15 protein-coding genes and 2 tRNA genes are annotated in these 16578 nt (G+C 58.5%); 4 read left to right on the plus strand and 13 right to left on the minus strand.

The genetic code is table 11. The features are described 5' to 3' along the window. Positions 1 to 677 precede the first annotated feature (677 nt). On the minus strand, positions 678 to 2342 hold the full coding sequence (locus G1C94_RS06655) for a threonine/serine exporter family protein (RefSeq protein ID WP_417852153.1): 1665 nt from the start codon (positions 2340 to 2342) through the stop codon (positions 678 to 680). A gap of 206 nt (positions 2343 to 2548) precedes the next feature. Here G1C94_RS06655 and G1C94_RS06660 point away from each other — a divergent pair, with 206 nt between their 5' ends. Further along, entirely contained in the window at positions 2549 to 5302 is a 2754-nt protein-coding gene (locus G1C94_RS06660; protein ID WP_172146664.1) for a phosphoenolpyruvate carboxylase, read from the plus strand. A 142-nt stretch (positions 5303 to 5444) separates the two neighbouring features. On the opposite strand, the gene G1C94_RS06665 is transcribed toward G1C94_RS06660, so the two are convergent. Beyond that, complete coding sequence (locus G1C94_RS06665) at positions 5445 to 6758, minus strand: ATP-binding protein (RefSeq protein WP_172146667.1); 1314 nt, start codon at positions 6756 to 6758, stop codon at positions 5445 to 5447. Between the two features lie 389 nt (positions 6759 to 7147). Between G1C94_RS06665 and G1C94_RS06670 the strand changes: the two genes are divergently transcribed. After that, positions 7148 to 7627, plus strand: a complete 480-nt coding sequence (locus tag G1C94_RS06670) for a Dps family protein (RefSeq protein WP_172146670.1) — start codon at positions 7148 to 7150, stop codon at positions 7625 to 7627. 43 nt (positions 7628 to 7670) lie between these two features. On the opposite strand, the gene G1C94_RS06675 is transcribed toward G1C94_RS06670, so the two are convergent. Further along, the gene (locus G1C94_RS06675; RefSeq protein ID WP_172146673.1) at positions 7671 to 8081 is read right to left on the minus strand and encodes a DUF4143 domain-containing protein; all 411 of its coding nucleotides are present in this window, start codon (positions 8079 to 8081) and stop codon (positions 7671 to 7673) included. A gap of 252 nt (positions 8082 to 8333) precedes the next feature. Between G1C94_RS06675 and G1C94_RS06680 the strand changes: the two genes are divergently transcribed. Next, positions 8334 to 8407 (plus strand) — tRNA-Ile (locus G1C94_RS06680). A gap of 36 nt (positions 8408 to 8443) precedes the next feature. Next, a tRNA-Ala gene (locus G1C94_RS06685) sits at positions 8444 to 8516 on the plus strand. A gap of 165 nt (positions 8517 to 8681) precedes the next feature. On the opposite strand, the gene G1C94_RS06690 is transcribed toward G1C94_RS06685, so the two are convergent. From G1C94_RS06690 to G1C94_RS06735, 10 genes are all read right to left on the minus strand, one after another. Then, on the minus strand, positions 8682 to 9308 hold the full coding sequence (locus tag G1C94_RS06690; RefSeq protein ID WP_172146676.1) for a hypothetical protein: 627 nt from the start codon (positions 9306 to 9308) through the stop codon (positions 8682 to 8684). Further along, positions 9305 to 9490: a hypothetical protein gene (locus tag G1C94_RS06695; RefSeq protein ID WP_172146679.1), complete on the minus strand. Its 186-nt coding sequence runs from the start codon at positions 9488 to 9490 to the stop codon at positions 9305 to 9307. Before G1C94_RS06695 ends, G1C94_RS06690 begins: the two co-directional genes overlap by 4 nt. A gap of 175 nt (positions 9491 to 9665) precedes the next feature. Continuing rightward, positions 9666 to 10370 (minus strand): hypothetical protein, encoded by a 705-nt coding sequence (locus G1C94_RS06700; RefSeq protein WP_172146682.1) that lies wholly within the window; start codon positions 10368 to 10370, stop codon positions 9666 to 9668. A gap of 177 nt (positions 10371 to 10547) precedes the next feature. Continuing rightward, entirely contained in the window at positions 10548 to 11789 is a 1242-nt protein-coding gene (locus G1C94_RS06705) for a Fic family protein (protein ID WP_172146685.1), read from the minus strand. 217 nt (positions 11790 to 12006) lie between these two features. Continuing rightward, positions 12007 to 12741: an MIP/aquaporin family protein gene (locus tag G1C94_RS06710; protein WP_172146687.1), complete on the minus strand. Its 735-nt coding sequence runs from the start codon at positions 12739 to 12741 to the stop codon at positions 12007 to 12009. Positions 12742 to 12917: 176 nt separating this feature from the next. Then, positions 12918 to 14327, minus strand: coding sequence for a tyrosine-type recombinase/integrase (locus G1C94_RS06715; RefSeq protein ID WP_253902365.1), 1410 nt, complete (start codon positions 14325 to 14327; stop codon positions 12918 to 12920). A gap of 104 nt (positions 14328 to 14431) precedes the next feature. Next, complete coding sequence (locus G1C94_RS07985; protein ID WP_253902366.1) at positions 14432 to 14788, minus strand: phage holin; 357 nt, start codon at positions 14786 to 14788, stop codon at positions 14432 to 14434. 9 nt (positions 14789 to 14797) lie between these two features. Then, positions 14798 to 15595 (minus strand): endolysin-like domain-containing protein, encoded by a 798-nt coding sequence (locus G1C94_RS06725; protein ID WP_172146689.1) that lies wholly within the window; start codon positions 15593 to 15595, stop codon positions 14798 to 14800. Between the two features lie 174 nt (positions 15596 to 15769). Next, positions 15770 to 16165 carry a hypothetical protein gene (locus G1C94_RS06730; RefSeq protein WP_172146691.1) on the minus strand — a complete coding sequence of 132 codons (396 nt, stop codon included), beginning with the start codon at positions 16163 to 16165 and terminating at the stop codon, positions 15770 to 15772. Positions 16166 to 16211: 46 nt separating this feature from the next. Beyond that, on the minus strand, positions 16212 to 16578 hold a 367-nt coding region (locus G1C94_RS06735; RefSeq protein ID WP_216656932.1), incomplete at its 5' end, for a hypothetical protein.

Genomic DNA, 16578 nt, shown 5'->3' on the forward strand with positions numbered 1-16578 from the left:
CCGCACTCCGACCGCCGCCAAACCAGCCACCCGAAACCCCTTGCAATCCCGCGGAAAAACAGGACTCAAACCAAAGCCCGCCCCACCCAAAACACACACCCGCAACAAACCCAAGGGGGCAACCATTCCCCCGATTCAGCAGGCCGATCGGAATGACAAAAACCCAGCCTGGGCTCCCGCGGGCGGGAGCTGTCAGCCGTCAGGCTGACTGAGGGTGGTTGGACCAGACACGTGCCTGGTGGGACCACCCCCAGTCGCGCATCCGCGCGACAGCCCCCGCCAGGCAGGGGCCCAAGGCGTGCCGAACCGGCTACGCCAGAATGACCTAGGCGGATGTTGACGTGTGAGACGTAAGACTTGGCCTACCGGCCCGGAGGGTGTCGAACACGGCAACATCCGCCGCCAAACACCGGAATCGATCAAACAACACGCAAACCAAAACGGAACGACGAAACGCACACCGAGAACGAAATGGCGAAACGCGCACTGAGAACAGCGAAAACGGGCACTACGACCCGAAACAAACTAAGAACGATCGCAACGCACACTGCGACTCAAGCACGCAGAGAACGACTCCGCCGCGTTGACATGGATCTACAGAGGACACGGGACGGGCTAGTTCCGTCAAAATGAGTTCGCCCATGAAGGCGAAACAAAGAACTCACAGGGCTGTCTGTCTAAATGTCGTAGCGCCAGGATTTGTCGGTGATCACTCGCGCCATGGCCAGGCCGATGGGCAGGCAGACGATGACCATGAAAGCACGGAAGGCCCAGTCCAGGGCGGTAAGGGTGTTGAACTGGCCGAGATGGAACATGGCCTGATACATATACAAGCCGGGAACCATGATGACGATTGAAGGAACGGTCAGGCAGATGCGCGGATAACCCAAATGCGGCGGCAAAAGGCCGCGTCGCACGGCGGAACGCCAAGCGGAGGCGAGCAGGCCGGCCAGCAGGGCACCGATGAACGCGGCGGCTTCAAGGGGCACGCCGGCGTCGGTGATTTCCAAGCGCAAGGTGTCGGTGATCATGCCGATGCAAGCGGCCACCAGGCACATGCGCTGGGGCGAATTGAACATCACCGAGAATCCCCACACGCCGATGAAGGCGAACACCATGCGCAACAGGCAATTCACCACCGGGTTCAAACCGAGCGGATCGAAGCCCTGCGGGTTCAGATGCACGATGCTGGCCACCATCCATCCGCCCAAAGTGGCCATGAGAATGATGCAAAGCACGTAGGCAATGCGCTGGATGCCTGAGGGAAAATCGATTTTCGCCATGTCGAGGCCGCCGGTGATGAGCGGGAATCCGGGGATCACAAACAGCATGGCGCCGATATAGGCGGTGTCGTGCGCGAGCGCGGCCGGATGGAACAGGGACATCAGACGCAGCGTGCCGGTGCAGGCGAGCGCGGCGAGCGCCACGCAGATGAACGTGACGAAGAACTGGTTGAGATGGCGCGCGAAGAGATGGCGGCGCAACCAGTGGCCGAGCCCGGCACCCACGAACGCGCCGATCATGTCGACCGGGCCGCCGCCGAGCAGGAACACGAAGGACGCGCAGGCCGAGGCCGAGGCGAATCCGGCGAACGCGGGGGAATACAGCGGCTTGCGGTGCTCGATTTTGTCGAGCCGGGCGTGTGCCTGGCCCACGGTGATGGATGCGCCGTCGGCGTCGCCTTGCTTGCCGACATGGTCGAAATGCTCGGCGTATTCGCCTTCGGGGGCGCTATGGGTTTTGGCTCGGGCTTTTTGGGCTTCGGACTTGGCCTCGGCTTTGGCTTTGGCCTTAGCTTTAACCTCGGCCTTACGGCGTTCGCGCAAGTTCTTCGACAAATCGGCGGACACCTGCGAAGCATCCTTGGTGTCAAGATGATCCATCAGCCCTTCGGACACTTCCGTGCGGCTGTGATACATCGACCCCTTGCCGAGGTTCACGTTGAACCAGTCGGCGAAATGCTCCAGCAGCCAGATGCGCTCGGTGTTGACGCCGGTGGTGGGCAGGTCCACCACTTCGGTGATGCGGTTTTTGCCGTCGGTGCACGAGGCTTCGATGTCGGTCAGGTTCACGTCGGCGCGCACATGCACGCCCAGCGGATAGGCGATGCGGTGCATCATCTCGCGCACGCGGAAACTGCCGGTGCCGGCACCCAAATCGAGCATGCCCACGCGCACAATCACGCTGGTCTTGGCCGCGATGCCAGCCTCGGTGACGGGCTTGTCCCAGTCGCGTTCGATGTCCTCCATATCCAGGGGAATGGAGTGGGTATGGAATTTACTGACTGCCGAAGCGCCCTCGAGCCCGTGTGCGGCGGCGCTTGTCTCCTGCTGTTCGCTCACGCTTCTTTTGTACTCCGCGCACCGAACGAAGCGCGCGGAATATGGACTCGTAACGTAAATGGCGATTTTGTCCCACTACACTTGAGCACACGACAACCACATTGAGCAAAGGGCTGTGGGCTCGCAACAGTCGGCCTCGAACAACCGCGGAGGAGCCGCGGACAGCCGACAGACCGAGCAACCCAACGTTCGATAAAGGAGGTTATATGTCTGAATCCGAACATCAGATCGCGTCAGCCGGCGCTGCCATCGCCGCAACCGGCACCGGGCGCAAGGCTCCCGAAGAGCACGATCTTCCGAAGAATCTCAAGAGCGACATGGATTTGTGCCTGAGGATTCTGCGCGATGTGCTGAACGAATACGACCCCGAGCTGCTCGCCACCTTCGACACCGTGCGCAATTACGCGGTGGAGGCCAGCGCCGAGCATTTCGGCGGCACGAGCGGCCTGGGCGCGAATAAGGATGGCTTGGCCGAGGCTGTCAAGGTCATCGACGCCATGAATGTGCATGACGCGCAGCTGCTCGCCCGCGCGTTCGCCACTTATTTCCACCTCGCGAACCTGTCCGAAGAAAACTACCGCGTGTCCGTGCTGCACAGCCGTGAGGCCAAGGTGGACGAGAACGAGGCCGTCGACCCGAGCAACGAGCTGACGGTGGCCTATCACCAGCTCATCAACGAGATGGGGCCGGCCAAGGCCAAGGAGCTGCTGGATCGCCTGGAGTTCCATCCGGTGTTCACCGCGCACCCCACCGAGGCGCGGCGCAAGGCGGTGGAAGGCAAGATTCGCCGCATCTCGCAACTGCTCGAATTGCACAAGGTGCTGGGAGGCTCCGATAAGAAGGAGAACTGCCGTCGGCTGTACAACGAGATCGACGCGCTGTTCCGCACCTCCCCCATCGCGCTGAAGAAGCCAACTCCTGTCGAAGAGGCGGACACCATTCTCGATATCTTCGACAACACGCTGTTCCGCACGATTCCGCGGGTCTATCGCCGCTTCGACGACTGGATGCTGGGCGACAAGGCCGGCTTGGTCGAGCCGGCGTGTCCGGCGTTCTTCCACCCCGGCAGCTGGATCGGCTCCGACCGCGACGGCAACCCGAACGTCACCGCCAAGGTGAGCCGCAAGGTGGCGCGCAAGTTCAGCGACCATGTCCTCGCCGCCCTTGAGGAAGCCACGCGCACCGTGGGCCGCAACCTCACGATAGAGACGGGCACCACTCCGGCCAGCGCCGAGCTGAAGAACCTGTGGAGCCACCAGAAGGAGATGAGCGAGCGGCTGACGGACAAGGCCGCTGTGATTTCCACCAGGGAGACGCACCGCGCGGTGATGCTGGTGATGGCCGACCGCCTGCACTACACCATCGAGCGTGACGCCGACCTGATGTATCGCTCCTGCGAGGATTTCATCGCCGACCTGAAGGTGGTGCAGCGTTCGCTGGCCGAGGCTGGCGCGAAGCGTTCCGCCTACGGCCCGTTGCAGGATTTGATCTGGCAGACCGAGACTTTCGGTTTCCACATGGTGGAGATGGAGTTCCGCCAGCATTCCGTGGTGCACGCCCGCGCGTTGGAGGACATTCGCGAGCACGGTTTGCACGGCGAGCGCGGCGAGTTGCAGCCGATGACCCACGAGGTGCTCGACACCTTCCGCGCGCTCGGCTCGATCCAGAAGCGCAACGGTTTGAAGGCCGCGCGCCGTTATATCATCTCGTTCACCAAGAGCGCGCAGAACATCAAGGATGTCTATGAGCTGAACCGCCTCGCGTTCGCGCACCCCGAGGATGCGCCGATTATCGATGTGATTCCGCTGTTCGAGCAGCTGGAGGATCTTGAAAACTCGGTGGACGTGCTGGAAGACATGCTGAAGATCCCCGAAGTGCAGGCGCGGCTCAAGGCCACCGGCAACAAGCTGGAGGTCATGCTCGGCTACTCAGATTCCTCGAAGGACGCCGGCCCGACTTCCGCCACGCTGGCGCTGCATTCCGCGCAGGAGCGCATCGCCAAGTGGGCCGAGTCGCATGACATCGACCTGACGCTGTTCCACGGCCGCGGCGGCGCGGTGGGGCGCGGCGGCGGCCCGGCCAACCGAGCGGTGCTCGCGCAGCCGGTGGGTTCGGTCAAGTGCCGCTTCAAGCTCACCGAGCAGGGCGAGGTGATTTTCGCCCGCTACGGCAACCCGGTGCTGGCGATTCGCCACGTCGAGTCGGTGGCTGCGGCCACGCTGTTGCAGTCCGCGCCGAGCGTGGAGAAGTGCAACACCGAGATGACCGAGAAATTCGCCGACATGGCAGGCAAGCTCGACGAAGTGGCGCACACGCGCTTCCTCGACCTGCTGAACACCGACGGTTTCGCCCCGTGGTTCTCCACGGTGACGCCGCTGACGGAAATCGGGTTGCTGCCCATCGGCTCGCGCCCGGCCAAGCGCGGCCTGGGTGCCAAGTCGCTTGATGATCTGCGCACGATTCCGTGGATTTTCTCGTGGGCTCAGGCGCGCATCAATCTGGCGGCATGGTACGGCCTCGGGTCGGCGTGCGAGGCGTTCGGTGATTTGGACACTCTGCGCAAGGCGTATGAGGAATGGCCTCTGTTCTCCACGTTTATCGACAATATCGAGATGTCGCTGGCCAAGACGGACGAGCGCATCGCCAAGATGTATCTGTCGATGGACGAGCGCGAGGACTTGCCCAAGAAGGTGCTTGACGAGATGGAACTCACCCGCAAGTGGGTGCTGGCCATCGTGGGCGACGATTGGCCGTTGCAACACCGCCATGTGCTCGGCCAGGCCATCCGCATCCGTTCGCCGTATGTGGACGCGCTGTCCCTCACGCAGGTGCTGGCGTTGAAGTCGCTGCGCAAGATGGTGGACAAGGAGGAGCTGAGCCAGAGCCAGCAAGCCGAGTTCATCTACCTCATCCTGTGCACCGTGTCCGGCGTCGCCGCCGGCCTGCAGAACACGGGCTGATCCCCGCACGCTGCCATACCTAAGAAAAGCCTCGCTCGCCGCGAGGCTTTTCTTTTCCCGCCCATCGGGCGGTGCAGCGCCGTTAATCGCCTACGCCCCTCAGCCGCCCACACAGCCGCCAATCCCAGTCACCAAGAAACTGCTACAGCTTGGCAAGGGCGGCAACGGCATACAACGGAAGATCTTGAATGCACCCGTCTTTTCGCGCAGGCAATGCCGAAAAACGCACAGGGTGCTCGAAACCAAACCGCTTGATGGCAGCCTTGAGACTTTTGGCATGAAGATTGACGCCCGACTTCACTTCAATCGGCACGACACAATTTTCACTCTGAATCACAAAATCCAGTTCATTCGTGGAATTGGCATTCGTCCAATATCGCGGCTCATAGCCATACGCGATAAGCTCCTGACATACCAGCTGCTCGGCAAAGGCGCCCTTCGCCGAACCGAACACCGTATCGCCATCCAATACGATTTGAGGATCAATGCCACTCATCTGACGCAACAACCCGACATCGGACGAGAACAATTTGAACGCATTGCAATCATCAAACGATTTGAGCGGATACTCCGGCGACGTGACACGCCCGACTTTCAGCGCAATGGATGAGTCAAGCAAACGTTGGATGGCCAACTCGAAATCCTTGCCCCTGCCTCCGGAGCGAACGGCACCATATAGGAATTTCTTGTTCTCGCGCGCCAACTGGGAGGGTATGGAATCCCAGACCTGCGACAGACGCAACGAAAACCCCTTTGGCATATCGTCCGCGTATTTCGAAAAATCGCCGCGATAACCTTGCAGAATATCGTGTTGCACTCGGGTGATTCGCTCAAAATCGACACCCGGATAGCTGGCGGCAAAAGCCTCGACGGCTTCAGGCATCCCGCCAACCACCATGTAATATTTCAGCCACTCCATGAGCTGCCCATGGAATACGCGCATCATATCGAAATCGGCATTCTCGACGATCTGTCGCAAATCTTCCTTGCCTGCAGCATCAAGAAACTCCAGAAAAGTCATTGGATACAAGCGGCAACGATCGACTTTGCTCACAGAATGGGAAATTTCCGGGTGGATGGTGATTCCCAATGAGGAACCTGTCGCTATCAGCGCATATTCCGCGGCCTCTTCGGCAAAGTATTTCAACGCTTCCACGGCTCTTGGAATCGCCTGCACCTCATCCAACACAATCAGGGTTTTGCCTGGTTCTATTCGCGTTTGGGAAGCGAGCGCAATGCCGGCAAGCAGACGTTGCGGGCGCAGCGAACCTGCGAACAATTGGTTCATGGAATCGTTGTTTTCAAGCGATACATAGGCCAGCGAATCAAACTGCGTGCGCCCGAATTCCTGAACCAGCCAGCTCTTTCCTGTCTGACAAGCACCGTCAAGAATCAGAGGCTTGCGATGCGCACTGTTTTTCCAGGCGATCAGTTGGTGCATCATCCGTCGTTTCACCACAACCCCCTATGTTCAATCGTGTCCAACGTGATATAAACCATTTATGTTGGTATTTCAACGTTTTCTCTCGCTATAGTAACATTTTCTAGGGGAATTTGCCTGGGTTCTGGCACATTTTCTAGGGGAATTTATGCGGTTCCAACTACATTTTCTAGGGGAGATTGCGTGTTCCAACTACATTTTCTAGGGGAAATTGTGTGATCTGACTACATTTTCTAGGGGAAATTGCGTGTTCTGACTACATTTTCTAGGGGAATTGAGGCGAGAATAGCTACATTTTCTTCACTTCCGAGTTCCGGCACGTTCTCTTTTTGCGCCTGTGGCGAAATCGCCGAAATCGTAGAATGGGTGTACGCACACTTCGCCGCGATATAAGGAGGGTTATTATGGCACTCACGTTTATGGTTCCGGGGCTCGATGAGGCCACTTCCGAGAAAGCCATCGGCATTTTGCAGAGCCGACTCAGCCAAGAGCAGGAAACCGCACTGGTCCTGAAGCACGTTCATTGGAATCTGACCGGCCCGAACTTCATCGCCGTGCACGAAATGATCGATCCGCAGGTTGACGTTGTGCTCGCGCAGGCCGACGAAACCGCCGAGCGCATCGCCACGTTGGGGGGCTCGCCGGACGGTCGCGCTGACGCGATCACGCGAGTGCGCACCTGGTCTAAGTTCCTGCTGGAAGGTCGCGCCGGCACCGAGGAATACCTCAAGGCGCTCGACGCCTATTACAGCGAGTTCATCAAGGCCGACCGCACGGCCATCGCCGAGCTGGACGAGCTGGACGTCATCAGCTCCAACATCGTGCAGGACCACGTTCAGGAACTGGAGAAGTTCCAGTGGTTCATGCGCTCCCACCTCGTGTGAGCATGTGCGATCGCCAACGCGAACGGCGCGCCACCAGCTGGCTTCAGTTCCAAGACATAATGAATGGGGTTGCGGGTCGTGCGCCTTCTGCCGCAAGATCGAGGACACTCGACAAACACCATATGGCGTAAAGCGGCAGATTGAGCACGCCGCCCGTACGGGACACATTCGACCGAGACAATACAACACCCTCATCCACCCGATACTCAGGATTGGCAAGCAGCGCATCAATGGCCGCATGCGTGTTGTAATCGTTGCCTGATTTCACCTCAATCGGCATGACCCCATCACCATTGGTGTCAGCGATGAAATCGATTTCGCCGCGCTTTTTGGCCATGTAATAATACAGCGGCACGCCTTGCGCGGTCAGTTCCTGCGCAACGACGTTCTCATAAATCACCCCGAGATTCGGATTCCTGTCACCCAAATACGCCGCCTGCGCAGTGGGAATCATAGCATTTCAAGCGTTTGGTGCACAAAAATCCCGTTTTTGAAATGCCACTTTTGCACAAAATGACCATTTTCAAAATGCTGTTTTTGCACAAAATGGACAGATTGGCTTCAACAGTACGCGCTGGAGAGGCGGCTATTAGGCATCGGGAGCGGATCGACGCCTGTAGTCCGACACGGGGATGCCTGGTGCCGGTTGACATATCCACGTCTGCTGGTACGCTAGCTACTTGTGCGCTTTTACAGCGTGCAAGACGGGCCCGTAGCTCAGCCGGTTAGAGCGCATCCCTGATAAGGATGAGGTCGGAGGTTCAAGTCCTCCCGGGCCCACAGGAGAGAGCGGCACAAGCCGCTTTTTTCGACTATGGGGCTATGGCGCAGCTGGTAGCGCATCTGCTTTGCAAGCAGAGGGTCGCCGGTTCGAACCCGGCTAGCTCCACCTATAGGGCTCTCGGAGTAATCCGAAAGCCCTTTTTCACGTCTCGGCGTTGTTTTGCGGGCGTCATTTCCGTTCTCTCGAATTAATTCCCCGTTTCGTTATTGTGTCTGCGACGCTCAACGGGGAACGTTCTTGTATTCAGGCCACGTTCGGGTGCTTATCCGTTTATAGGCTTATTCCTTTAATGGGGAGAATAGAAACCACAAAAGGAATGTCCTCGTCGGGATTCGGAGATTTCCTTTGTGCGATTTCGGTAAAACCGGCCAAACCATACAGCTTCCGGTACAGAATCTCTCTCGAATCGACCAGAACGAAACGTCCTGCCGTAATATGCTGCGCCTCTATGACGTAGCCCAATGCCTCTCTGAGAATCTGAGCGCCGGGAAGCTCCTCGGCCGACACATTGTCATCACGCGCCAGCTCGCCTATCGTGAACACTCCGATATGACTGCCGTCACGTTTCATCAATCCGCTGGAAAAGCTCTTGCGCTTCTTCTTCCCGTAGGCACTCTTCCACCCGTCGCTGTTTTCGACCTGTTCCCAGTCAACGCTGGTCAAACCAAGAGTGAAAAACCCCAGAAAGGCATCCGTGCCCTGCTCCAGCAGAAGATAGCTTCTCGACTCTCCTTGTTTTTCGGCAATCTCCATCTGCCGATGAGCGAATCTCTCGATATGAGGGGAACGCCTGCAAGAAAACGAGCCGAGGGAATCCTTGATCCGCTCGGCTCGTTCCGGCTCGCTGTCTGCCAACCCCCAAAGCTCGTCAATTGTGAGGATGAAGTATTCTTTCACTCGGTTGCCTGATGCTCCAGTATGATGCCGACTTCCTTCTGAAGTTCGGGATTGCCGCGCAGCCGACGCGATTTGAAACCGCGCATAAACTCATTGAGTTTTCTTTGGGAAGCCTCATAATCAAGGGTTTCCAACTTTGCTGACGGCAGCGTGTACGATTCGGTAAGAGAACGCAATGCCATGATTACTGCCTCCTTTCATGCGCTTCGCCTGCCCGTACAACGGGCGACGGCTTTTGTGTGTGCAACCTCATTATATGCACGCCCGTGAAACCGACACCATGAAAATTGTGAAAATCCAAACCCGCATCAACCGTGCGGGAGAACGGATCAAACGGTTTCCTCGTCACCGTAGTCGTCACGGTACGTTTCGCAAGCCGCCGGCGGAGGCGGAGGATGAAGCCGAGCTGCTGTTCCGGCTGCTGGAGTAGCTGTAGCTGTATGACTGCTGGGTGGCTTGGGCGTCGGCTTGGGTTTTGGCGGCGATTGAATCGTTCACTTTCGTGGTGGCTTGCGCGATTTGCTGTTCGTCCTTGGCCTCGATGGCCTTGGCGAGTTCGTCGCGCACGGCGTTGTCGGCTACCTTGCCGTCCGAATCCGCCAACAGCGCGTTCGCGTCATCGATCACCTTGTCGAGCTTCGAGGCGTTGACGTTCTCCACGGCCTTGCTCAGGCTTGCTTCATGGGTTTTATACCATTCGGCCTGTTCGCTCAGCTCGGAGGCCGCGTCCTTCAAGCCTTTCGTGTCCCCGACGGGGCAATCCACGCTGTTCGGCTTATTCACCTTCAGTTCCGACTCCAACGCTCCGACGGTTTTCTCGTCCTTGACCTGATCAGACGTGACTTCGCCCGCGCTCTTCGCGTCACCAGCCACCAGCTTCGTATATTCCGCCCTGGCAGATTCCACATTCTCCGCCGCACTGCTGCACGAAGCCCCAGCCACACTCAACTCATGCTTCGACCACGCAAACCAGCCCACACCGGCAATAACCAGCACAACCGCACTGATAGCGGCAATCAGCGCCACGCGCTTGCGCTTGTCAGCCCAAATGCTCTTCAGCATCTTCCCGTTTTCCTTCCTTTCCTGACTCCGCCTCCAACCAACCCTGCATAAAGGATCGACAGAAACCCGCGATCTATCCAACATCCCCAATACTAGAGACAGATGATCATACAAGATACCAAGCCAAATCAAGCACCAGCCGCCAACGCCCAAAAACAGCCTTTCGGGGCGTACCTGTCAGTCCAGGCGCAGCAAATTCCGCGACTCTGCAGTGAGAGAGTAGTAGGCCGGGCGTTTCCCCTTGTGCTGAAGGATTCCTTGCGCTTCAAGCCTTCCCACGCCCAGACTGACCTTCTTTCTGCCCGCTGATAGATTGTCTTCCAGACGGCCTCGCGTGACTTGATGCGGATTGGCACCAAACAGCTCCTCCTGTATGAGCACTGCAACTATGCCCGTTTCGCACTCCGTCCAGCCGCGCTCGTCCGAAATCGTCTTGAGATCACCTAATGTTCGATCAAGTATGGCGCTTTTCCCCGAAAGATCATCGATGATGCGCCTCTGGGCATCGGACACGAAACCCATCATCCTGTACGCAAAGACGCTGCCATCCAAGCAGTTCAGTGGATGTTGCGCGTCCTCGAACGCCTTGTAATACCGCCCCTTGCCGTCGGAGATGACCGGACTGAGGCTCATGGCGGTCGGTGCGCTCAGGTGCCGCCTCAATTGCAGCGCGAACAGGAAGCGCCCTGTCCTGCCGTTCCCGTCGTAGAACGGGTGGATATATTCGAACGTGAAGTGACACATGGCGGCTCTTATCAGGGGCAGCACCTGCTCGTTGCGGGTAAGCGCCAGCCATTGGGTCAGGCACACCTTGATTTCGGATTCCGGTGTGATTCCGACATGTATGCGTCTCGCCGTCGAGGGATCGTCAATGTATACCGAGCCGCTGCGGAATAGGTCGCCGTCCGGCCGATCTTTCTTTCTCAGCTCATTGGACATCACCTTGTCGTAGATTTCCCTGATGTCCTCCAGCGTTTCCGGCAAAGCGAAGCGATCCGGGTTGTCGTCGCTGAGCGCGAGGAATAGTTTGGCGAACTCGCTGAAACGCTTGTGCGGCCCGTCGTTGACCGCTGTTTCCAAAGCTTCGCTGATTTCCCTACGGGTTGATCTCACTCCTTCGATGCTGTTGGTGCTTTGCATCTCCGCCCCGATGAGGTCATACAGGTAAGCGCGCTTCGCTATGTTCGGCAGCTTGTTCCATAGCCTCGCCACATCGTTTTCCTGCTCACGAATGGAATCCATGATGATGGCGAGTTCCCGGAAATTAACCGCGAAAAGTTCGTGCCCGCGCAGGACGATCCCGGACTTGAACGTGCTCCACCCGCTCAGCCTCTGAAGGTATTCCCGCTCGGCCAGTTCGCTCGGACGCTCCGTTGAACGGCTCATGTGAACAATCTGCCGTATGGTCTTGTAATCCATCGCATTGTTCCTAATCGACTATTTGGCCTCTCTCGATTCGATCAACACTAGCTCTAATGTTCCAAAAAGGCAAAAAGGAGCATTAGGAGCTTGCTTGGTAGCTGCAAATAAGCGCCGGAAGCAACCTGAGTGAGCCTATGGGAACGCCCCTCATGGCGGAGTGGAAGGCCGTGAGGGGCGGTTGGGATTGGGTTTGGGGTTAGGGTTAGGGTTAGGGTTAGGCGACCGGGAAAACCTTGTAGAGGAAAACGCCGGCAATTGCGCCCAGAATCGGCGCGACCACGGGAATCCACGCCTCACTCCAACGCGAAGTGCCCTTGTGCGGAATCGGCAGAATCGCATGCAACAGACGCGGCACGAAATCGCGCGCGGGGTTCAGCCCCGGGCCGGTGGGACCACCCATCGAAGTGACCAAGCCCCACACGATGAAGCCGACGACGATGGAGGCCGCGGCGTGATCCTGCGCGCCCCACGGCATGGTCAGGCAGCACAGCGCGCCGACCACCAGCATGAAAGTGCCGAAGAACTCGTTGAGGAAGTAGTTGACGCGATTGTCGTAAGCATCGGTGGTGCAGAAAGTGGCGAGAATCGCTTCGGACTCCTCGGTCTCGTGATAGTGCGGGTAATAGGTGATGTAGACGATGAGCTGGCCGGCGGCCGCGCCGAGCAACTGCGCCACGATGTACGGCAGCACCAGCCCCCAGTCGAACAGCCCGCCGACGGCCTGCGCGATGGTCATGGCCGGGTTGATGTGCGCACCGGAAATCGCGCCGAACATCAGCACGGGGAACATCACGCCGAAGCCGTAGCCCATGGCGATGTTGACCCAGCCGGCGTGGTGGCCTTTCGTATTCTTCAATTCGACGTTGGCCACGGCGCCGTTGCCGAACACCAGCAGCACGGCGGTGCCGACGAACTCGGCGGCCAGTTTCACAAACAGGGAGTATTCCACTTTGGTGATCCTTCGATTCTTCTTCTCTGGTTTTTCTGATTTTCGATTTTTTGATTTTCGATTTTTCTGATTCGTTGCGGCATCGGAATCGATACCAACAAAAAAGACCCATCGAACTGATGAGTCTTCTTGTCTGTGCCCCCTCAGGGATTCGAACCCGACAAAAATGCTCTTCGCTATCGTTGCAATTCCAAGGAAATCTCTTTCTCACCTCCGTTGTTTGCCCACATTTTGCCCACATTTTGTGAGAACAGCAAGTCATCCATGCTTTGCGACAGACTGTCCAAATCATCATCAAACAAATCTGCATAAGTGTCAAGCGTCATGGTGGCCGACTTGTGCCCAAGCTGGCGTTGAACCGTCTTCACGTTCGCCCCGGATTGGATCATCAGGCTCGCGGCGGTGTGGCGCAGATCGTGAATGGTCATGTGACCGCGTTCTATCCCAGTCCGGCGAAGCGCCACAAAAAACCACCCGCCCTCACTGGTCGGACGCCCACCGTCACTCATCGGCTTGTCAGTCGGACGCCCTGGCATCGTGAACAGAAAATCGGTCGGACACCTGCCCTCGCATTGCGTACGCAGCTCTTCCCTGAGAATCGCCGGAAACATGACCATCCGGCTTTCATGTGTTTTCGTGTCGCTCTCCACAAGATCCGTGCCAACCCTCGATATGCTCCTGTGGATATGGATGCGGTTTCTCTGCAAGTCCACGTCCTCGACCCGCAGCGCGACAAGCTCGCCCCAGCGCATTCCGCACAGGCCAAGCGTCAGGACGATAAGCCGTCTCCACCCGCAATTATCGGCGAGCGCGAACAGCTCGGAACCTGCCAGGTACACGTGCTTGCGTCGTTGCTTGCGTGGCAGTTCCACGCCTTCGGCGGGGTTGGTCGGTATGCGGCTGTCTTTTACCGCGTCCGCGAGGATGCCGGAGAGGATGTTGACGCATCGGATGACCACGCTGGCGCTTCGTTTCTTCGAGAGCGCCCCCACCCATTTCTGGACTTCCCCGCGTTTGATTCCCGCGACGGGTCTGGACTCCCATGCATGTTTGACATGCGTGCGCCATGACGCTTCAAGTGTGGCCACGTATGTCGGTTTCGTGCTGATGCGCTTCTTCGCTATCCACGGCTCCCATAATTCGCCCACTGTGGCGTTTCCGGCCTGCGGGTCGATGAAGCCTCCCAGCGCCTGTGCCGTGGTGATGTTGGCGGCGGCCCACGTGTCCGCGTCCATTTTGCGTTTGAAACCGCGTTTACTGGTCGATGCGCCGTCCGGCTTGCGGTAGCGCACCTCGAATCGAACGCCGTCCTTGAGCTGGTATTTTCTGATTGAGTAAGCCATATATTTCCCTTTCGCTGACTTGTCAAGTCTCGCAAGGGGCGGCGGTTTTGGCAACTTGTCGGGAGTTTCAGGAGGTTGGCGGTACGTCACGGGGCTTGCCATCTTGCCATCTTGCCATCTTCCAGCAATTCCAACGCCCCGAAGGCGGCAACAAGATGGCAAGATGGCAAGGTGGCACACAAGAGCAAAAATGAAGGAGCCGCGATAATATGTCGCGGCTCCCGCTCCCTTGAGTGTCAGCAAAAGGAAAGCATCTCCAGTCTACCCGAAAACGACGAAAAGGCCCCTCGCCCAAGACGCTCACCCAGTCACTGGGTCAACGAAGCTTGGACGAGGGGCCCTGATGTTCAGCTGGCCGTCAAACCGTTGGCACGGATGGCGGAAACACCGATTGTCGCACCAAAAAACAGGGCGACAGCACTGATTGTAGTCACGATGGCGTCGGTATATGGCAACCCCCAGACGGGGCCGAGCGCGCCGACCAGCACCGCGAGCGCGGGCAGGACGGTGAGGGTGAGCCACTTGAGCACCTGATATGCCTTGTCGGGCAGGAGCCATGTCGGCATCTGGCCGTCGCTTGTGTCATCCGTGGCGGCGGTATCCGTGGCGCTTGTGGTTTCGACGGTTGCCAACGTGGCGAGGCGGGCATCGGTCTGCTCGTCGGTCTCGGGGGTCACTCCCTCCGCATGCTTCGGATCACTCATTAGCTCGCCTCACTTCTTCTCACTTGCAGACACATTGATTTGGAGCTTGTCGAGCTTGGCCTTGACCTGCTGCTCGACGACCTTGGCGATATCGGCGGGATTGGTGCCGACAGCCTTGGCCAGGGTTTCGATCGTCGCGGCCTGGGCGGTGAGCATCGTCTTGAGTTCGGCGATGTCCCAACGCGCCTGGATCACGCTGTCGAGGACGTTCCTGCCGTCGTTGCCTTTGGTGGTGATCAAGGCGTTGCTCGCGCCCTCACTCGCCCTGTCGCGCAGCTCGCTGCGCGTCTGGATCACGGAATCCCAGAGATTCCTGCCGTCGTTGCCTTGCGCGGCATACAGTTCATCGATTGTCATATCATCCTCATTTCCAGCGCCGTTCCAGCGCAAAAAGCAGTTCCATGGGTAGTTGTAATAGGCCGATACGTTTGTCTCCCAGCCGGTTTGGTCGCCGGCGTTTCCGGCGATCGAGTTGTTTTCGCTGATGCTCGCCTGGGCGAGCATGCCGCCGCCCAAGTAGACGGCCACATGGTCGGCATCGTTGAGCAGGATGTCACCCGCCTGCGGATCGCCGTCGTTCACCACGCGCACCCATCCGCGAGCGGTCAGGTTCGCGCTCAGATTGCCGGTGTAGGTCGCGTCGCCGGTGTCGAAACCCGCCTCCTGCAGGCAGTGGATGACGAGGCTGGAGCAGTCGCAGTTGCCGCCGTTGGGGTTGAAGTTCCATCGGTCGTACTGGCTGTATCCCATGTTCGCGTCCACGCACCAGTAGCGCATGCGTTCGATCAGCGTGTTTACATTTGGCACATTTGCCCTCCTTAAAACAGAAAACCCCTCGGTTCCGAGGGGTTTGACGCCGCCGGTCGGATTGGCCGGAGGCAGGTCTTGAAGTAAATAGATTGGGTGTTCACCAGCGGCCGTCACCGCCGTGGGCGAGCATCCAGACGGCAAAGCCGAGCGTGACAAGGACGATGAGGGGAATCATGTCGTCTCCTTGCCTGTGCCGGACGGGGGTTGCGATGCGTGCGAGCGGATAAGCTCCTCGTAGAAGTGGCGTCCGACGCCGTTGCCGCCGAGTTTCTCGTAGACCCGGTAGGCGTTTTCCGCGCGTTGCTTGTCGGTGACGCTGACGGGCAGGCCGCGCTCGACGGTCTCGGCATGTAGGCGGGCGAGCTTGTCGAACAGCAGCGCCCTGTCCGCCTCGTCTGAGATTTCGTCGTGCGCCTCCCTCCTGGCGATGCGCTCGGAAAGGTCGCGAAGTGTGTCCTTTTCCTCCTTGGTGAGCTTGCTTTCCTTTCTCGTGGCCAGCCACTGGGTCAGACAGCTCGACCCCGCGATGGCCGTGACAAGGCCTACGACGGCGGTTTCCGAAAGCATGCGGTTCCTTCCTGAACGAAAGCCCCGCCTTGGGCGGGGCCGTGTGTCATTGTGCGAGATAGGTGGTGTTGGCGTTGAAACTCGCGTTTGCCGGGATCGTCTTGCCGGTGTCGTTGCACAGGCGCAGCGACCCGTTGGCGTCAATAATGAACCTCACGTACCCGGTCACGGAAGACGAGGCGACCCCGCCCGCGAAACAGACCCCGTTGCTGGCGTATGTCCCGTCGGCGGACGCGATGTCCAATGTGACGACCCCGCCCGCCGCCAGATCGGCGGACAGAAGCTGCGCGTTGCGGATGACGAGTTCGCGGATTCGGCCAGTCCGGGCCAACGTCACACCATCCGACAGATTGGTTTTCTCAACAATTGAGGGGGGGTGATCATGATTCGTGTCATTGTTTCTCCTTAGTGTG

This window comes from Bifidobacterium panos (genome assembly GCF_012932445.1).
In the GTDB taxonomy this organism is placed as follows: Bacteria; Actinomycetota; Actinomycetes; order Actinomycetales; family Bifidobacteriaceae; genus Bifidobacterium; species Bifidobacterium panos.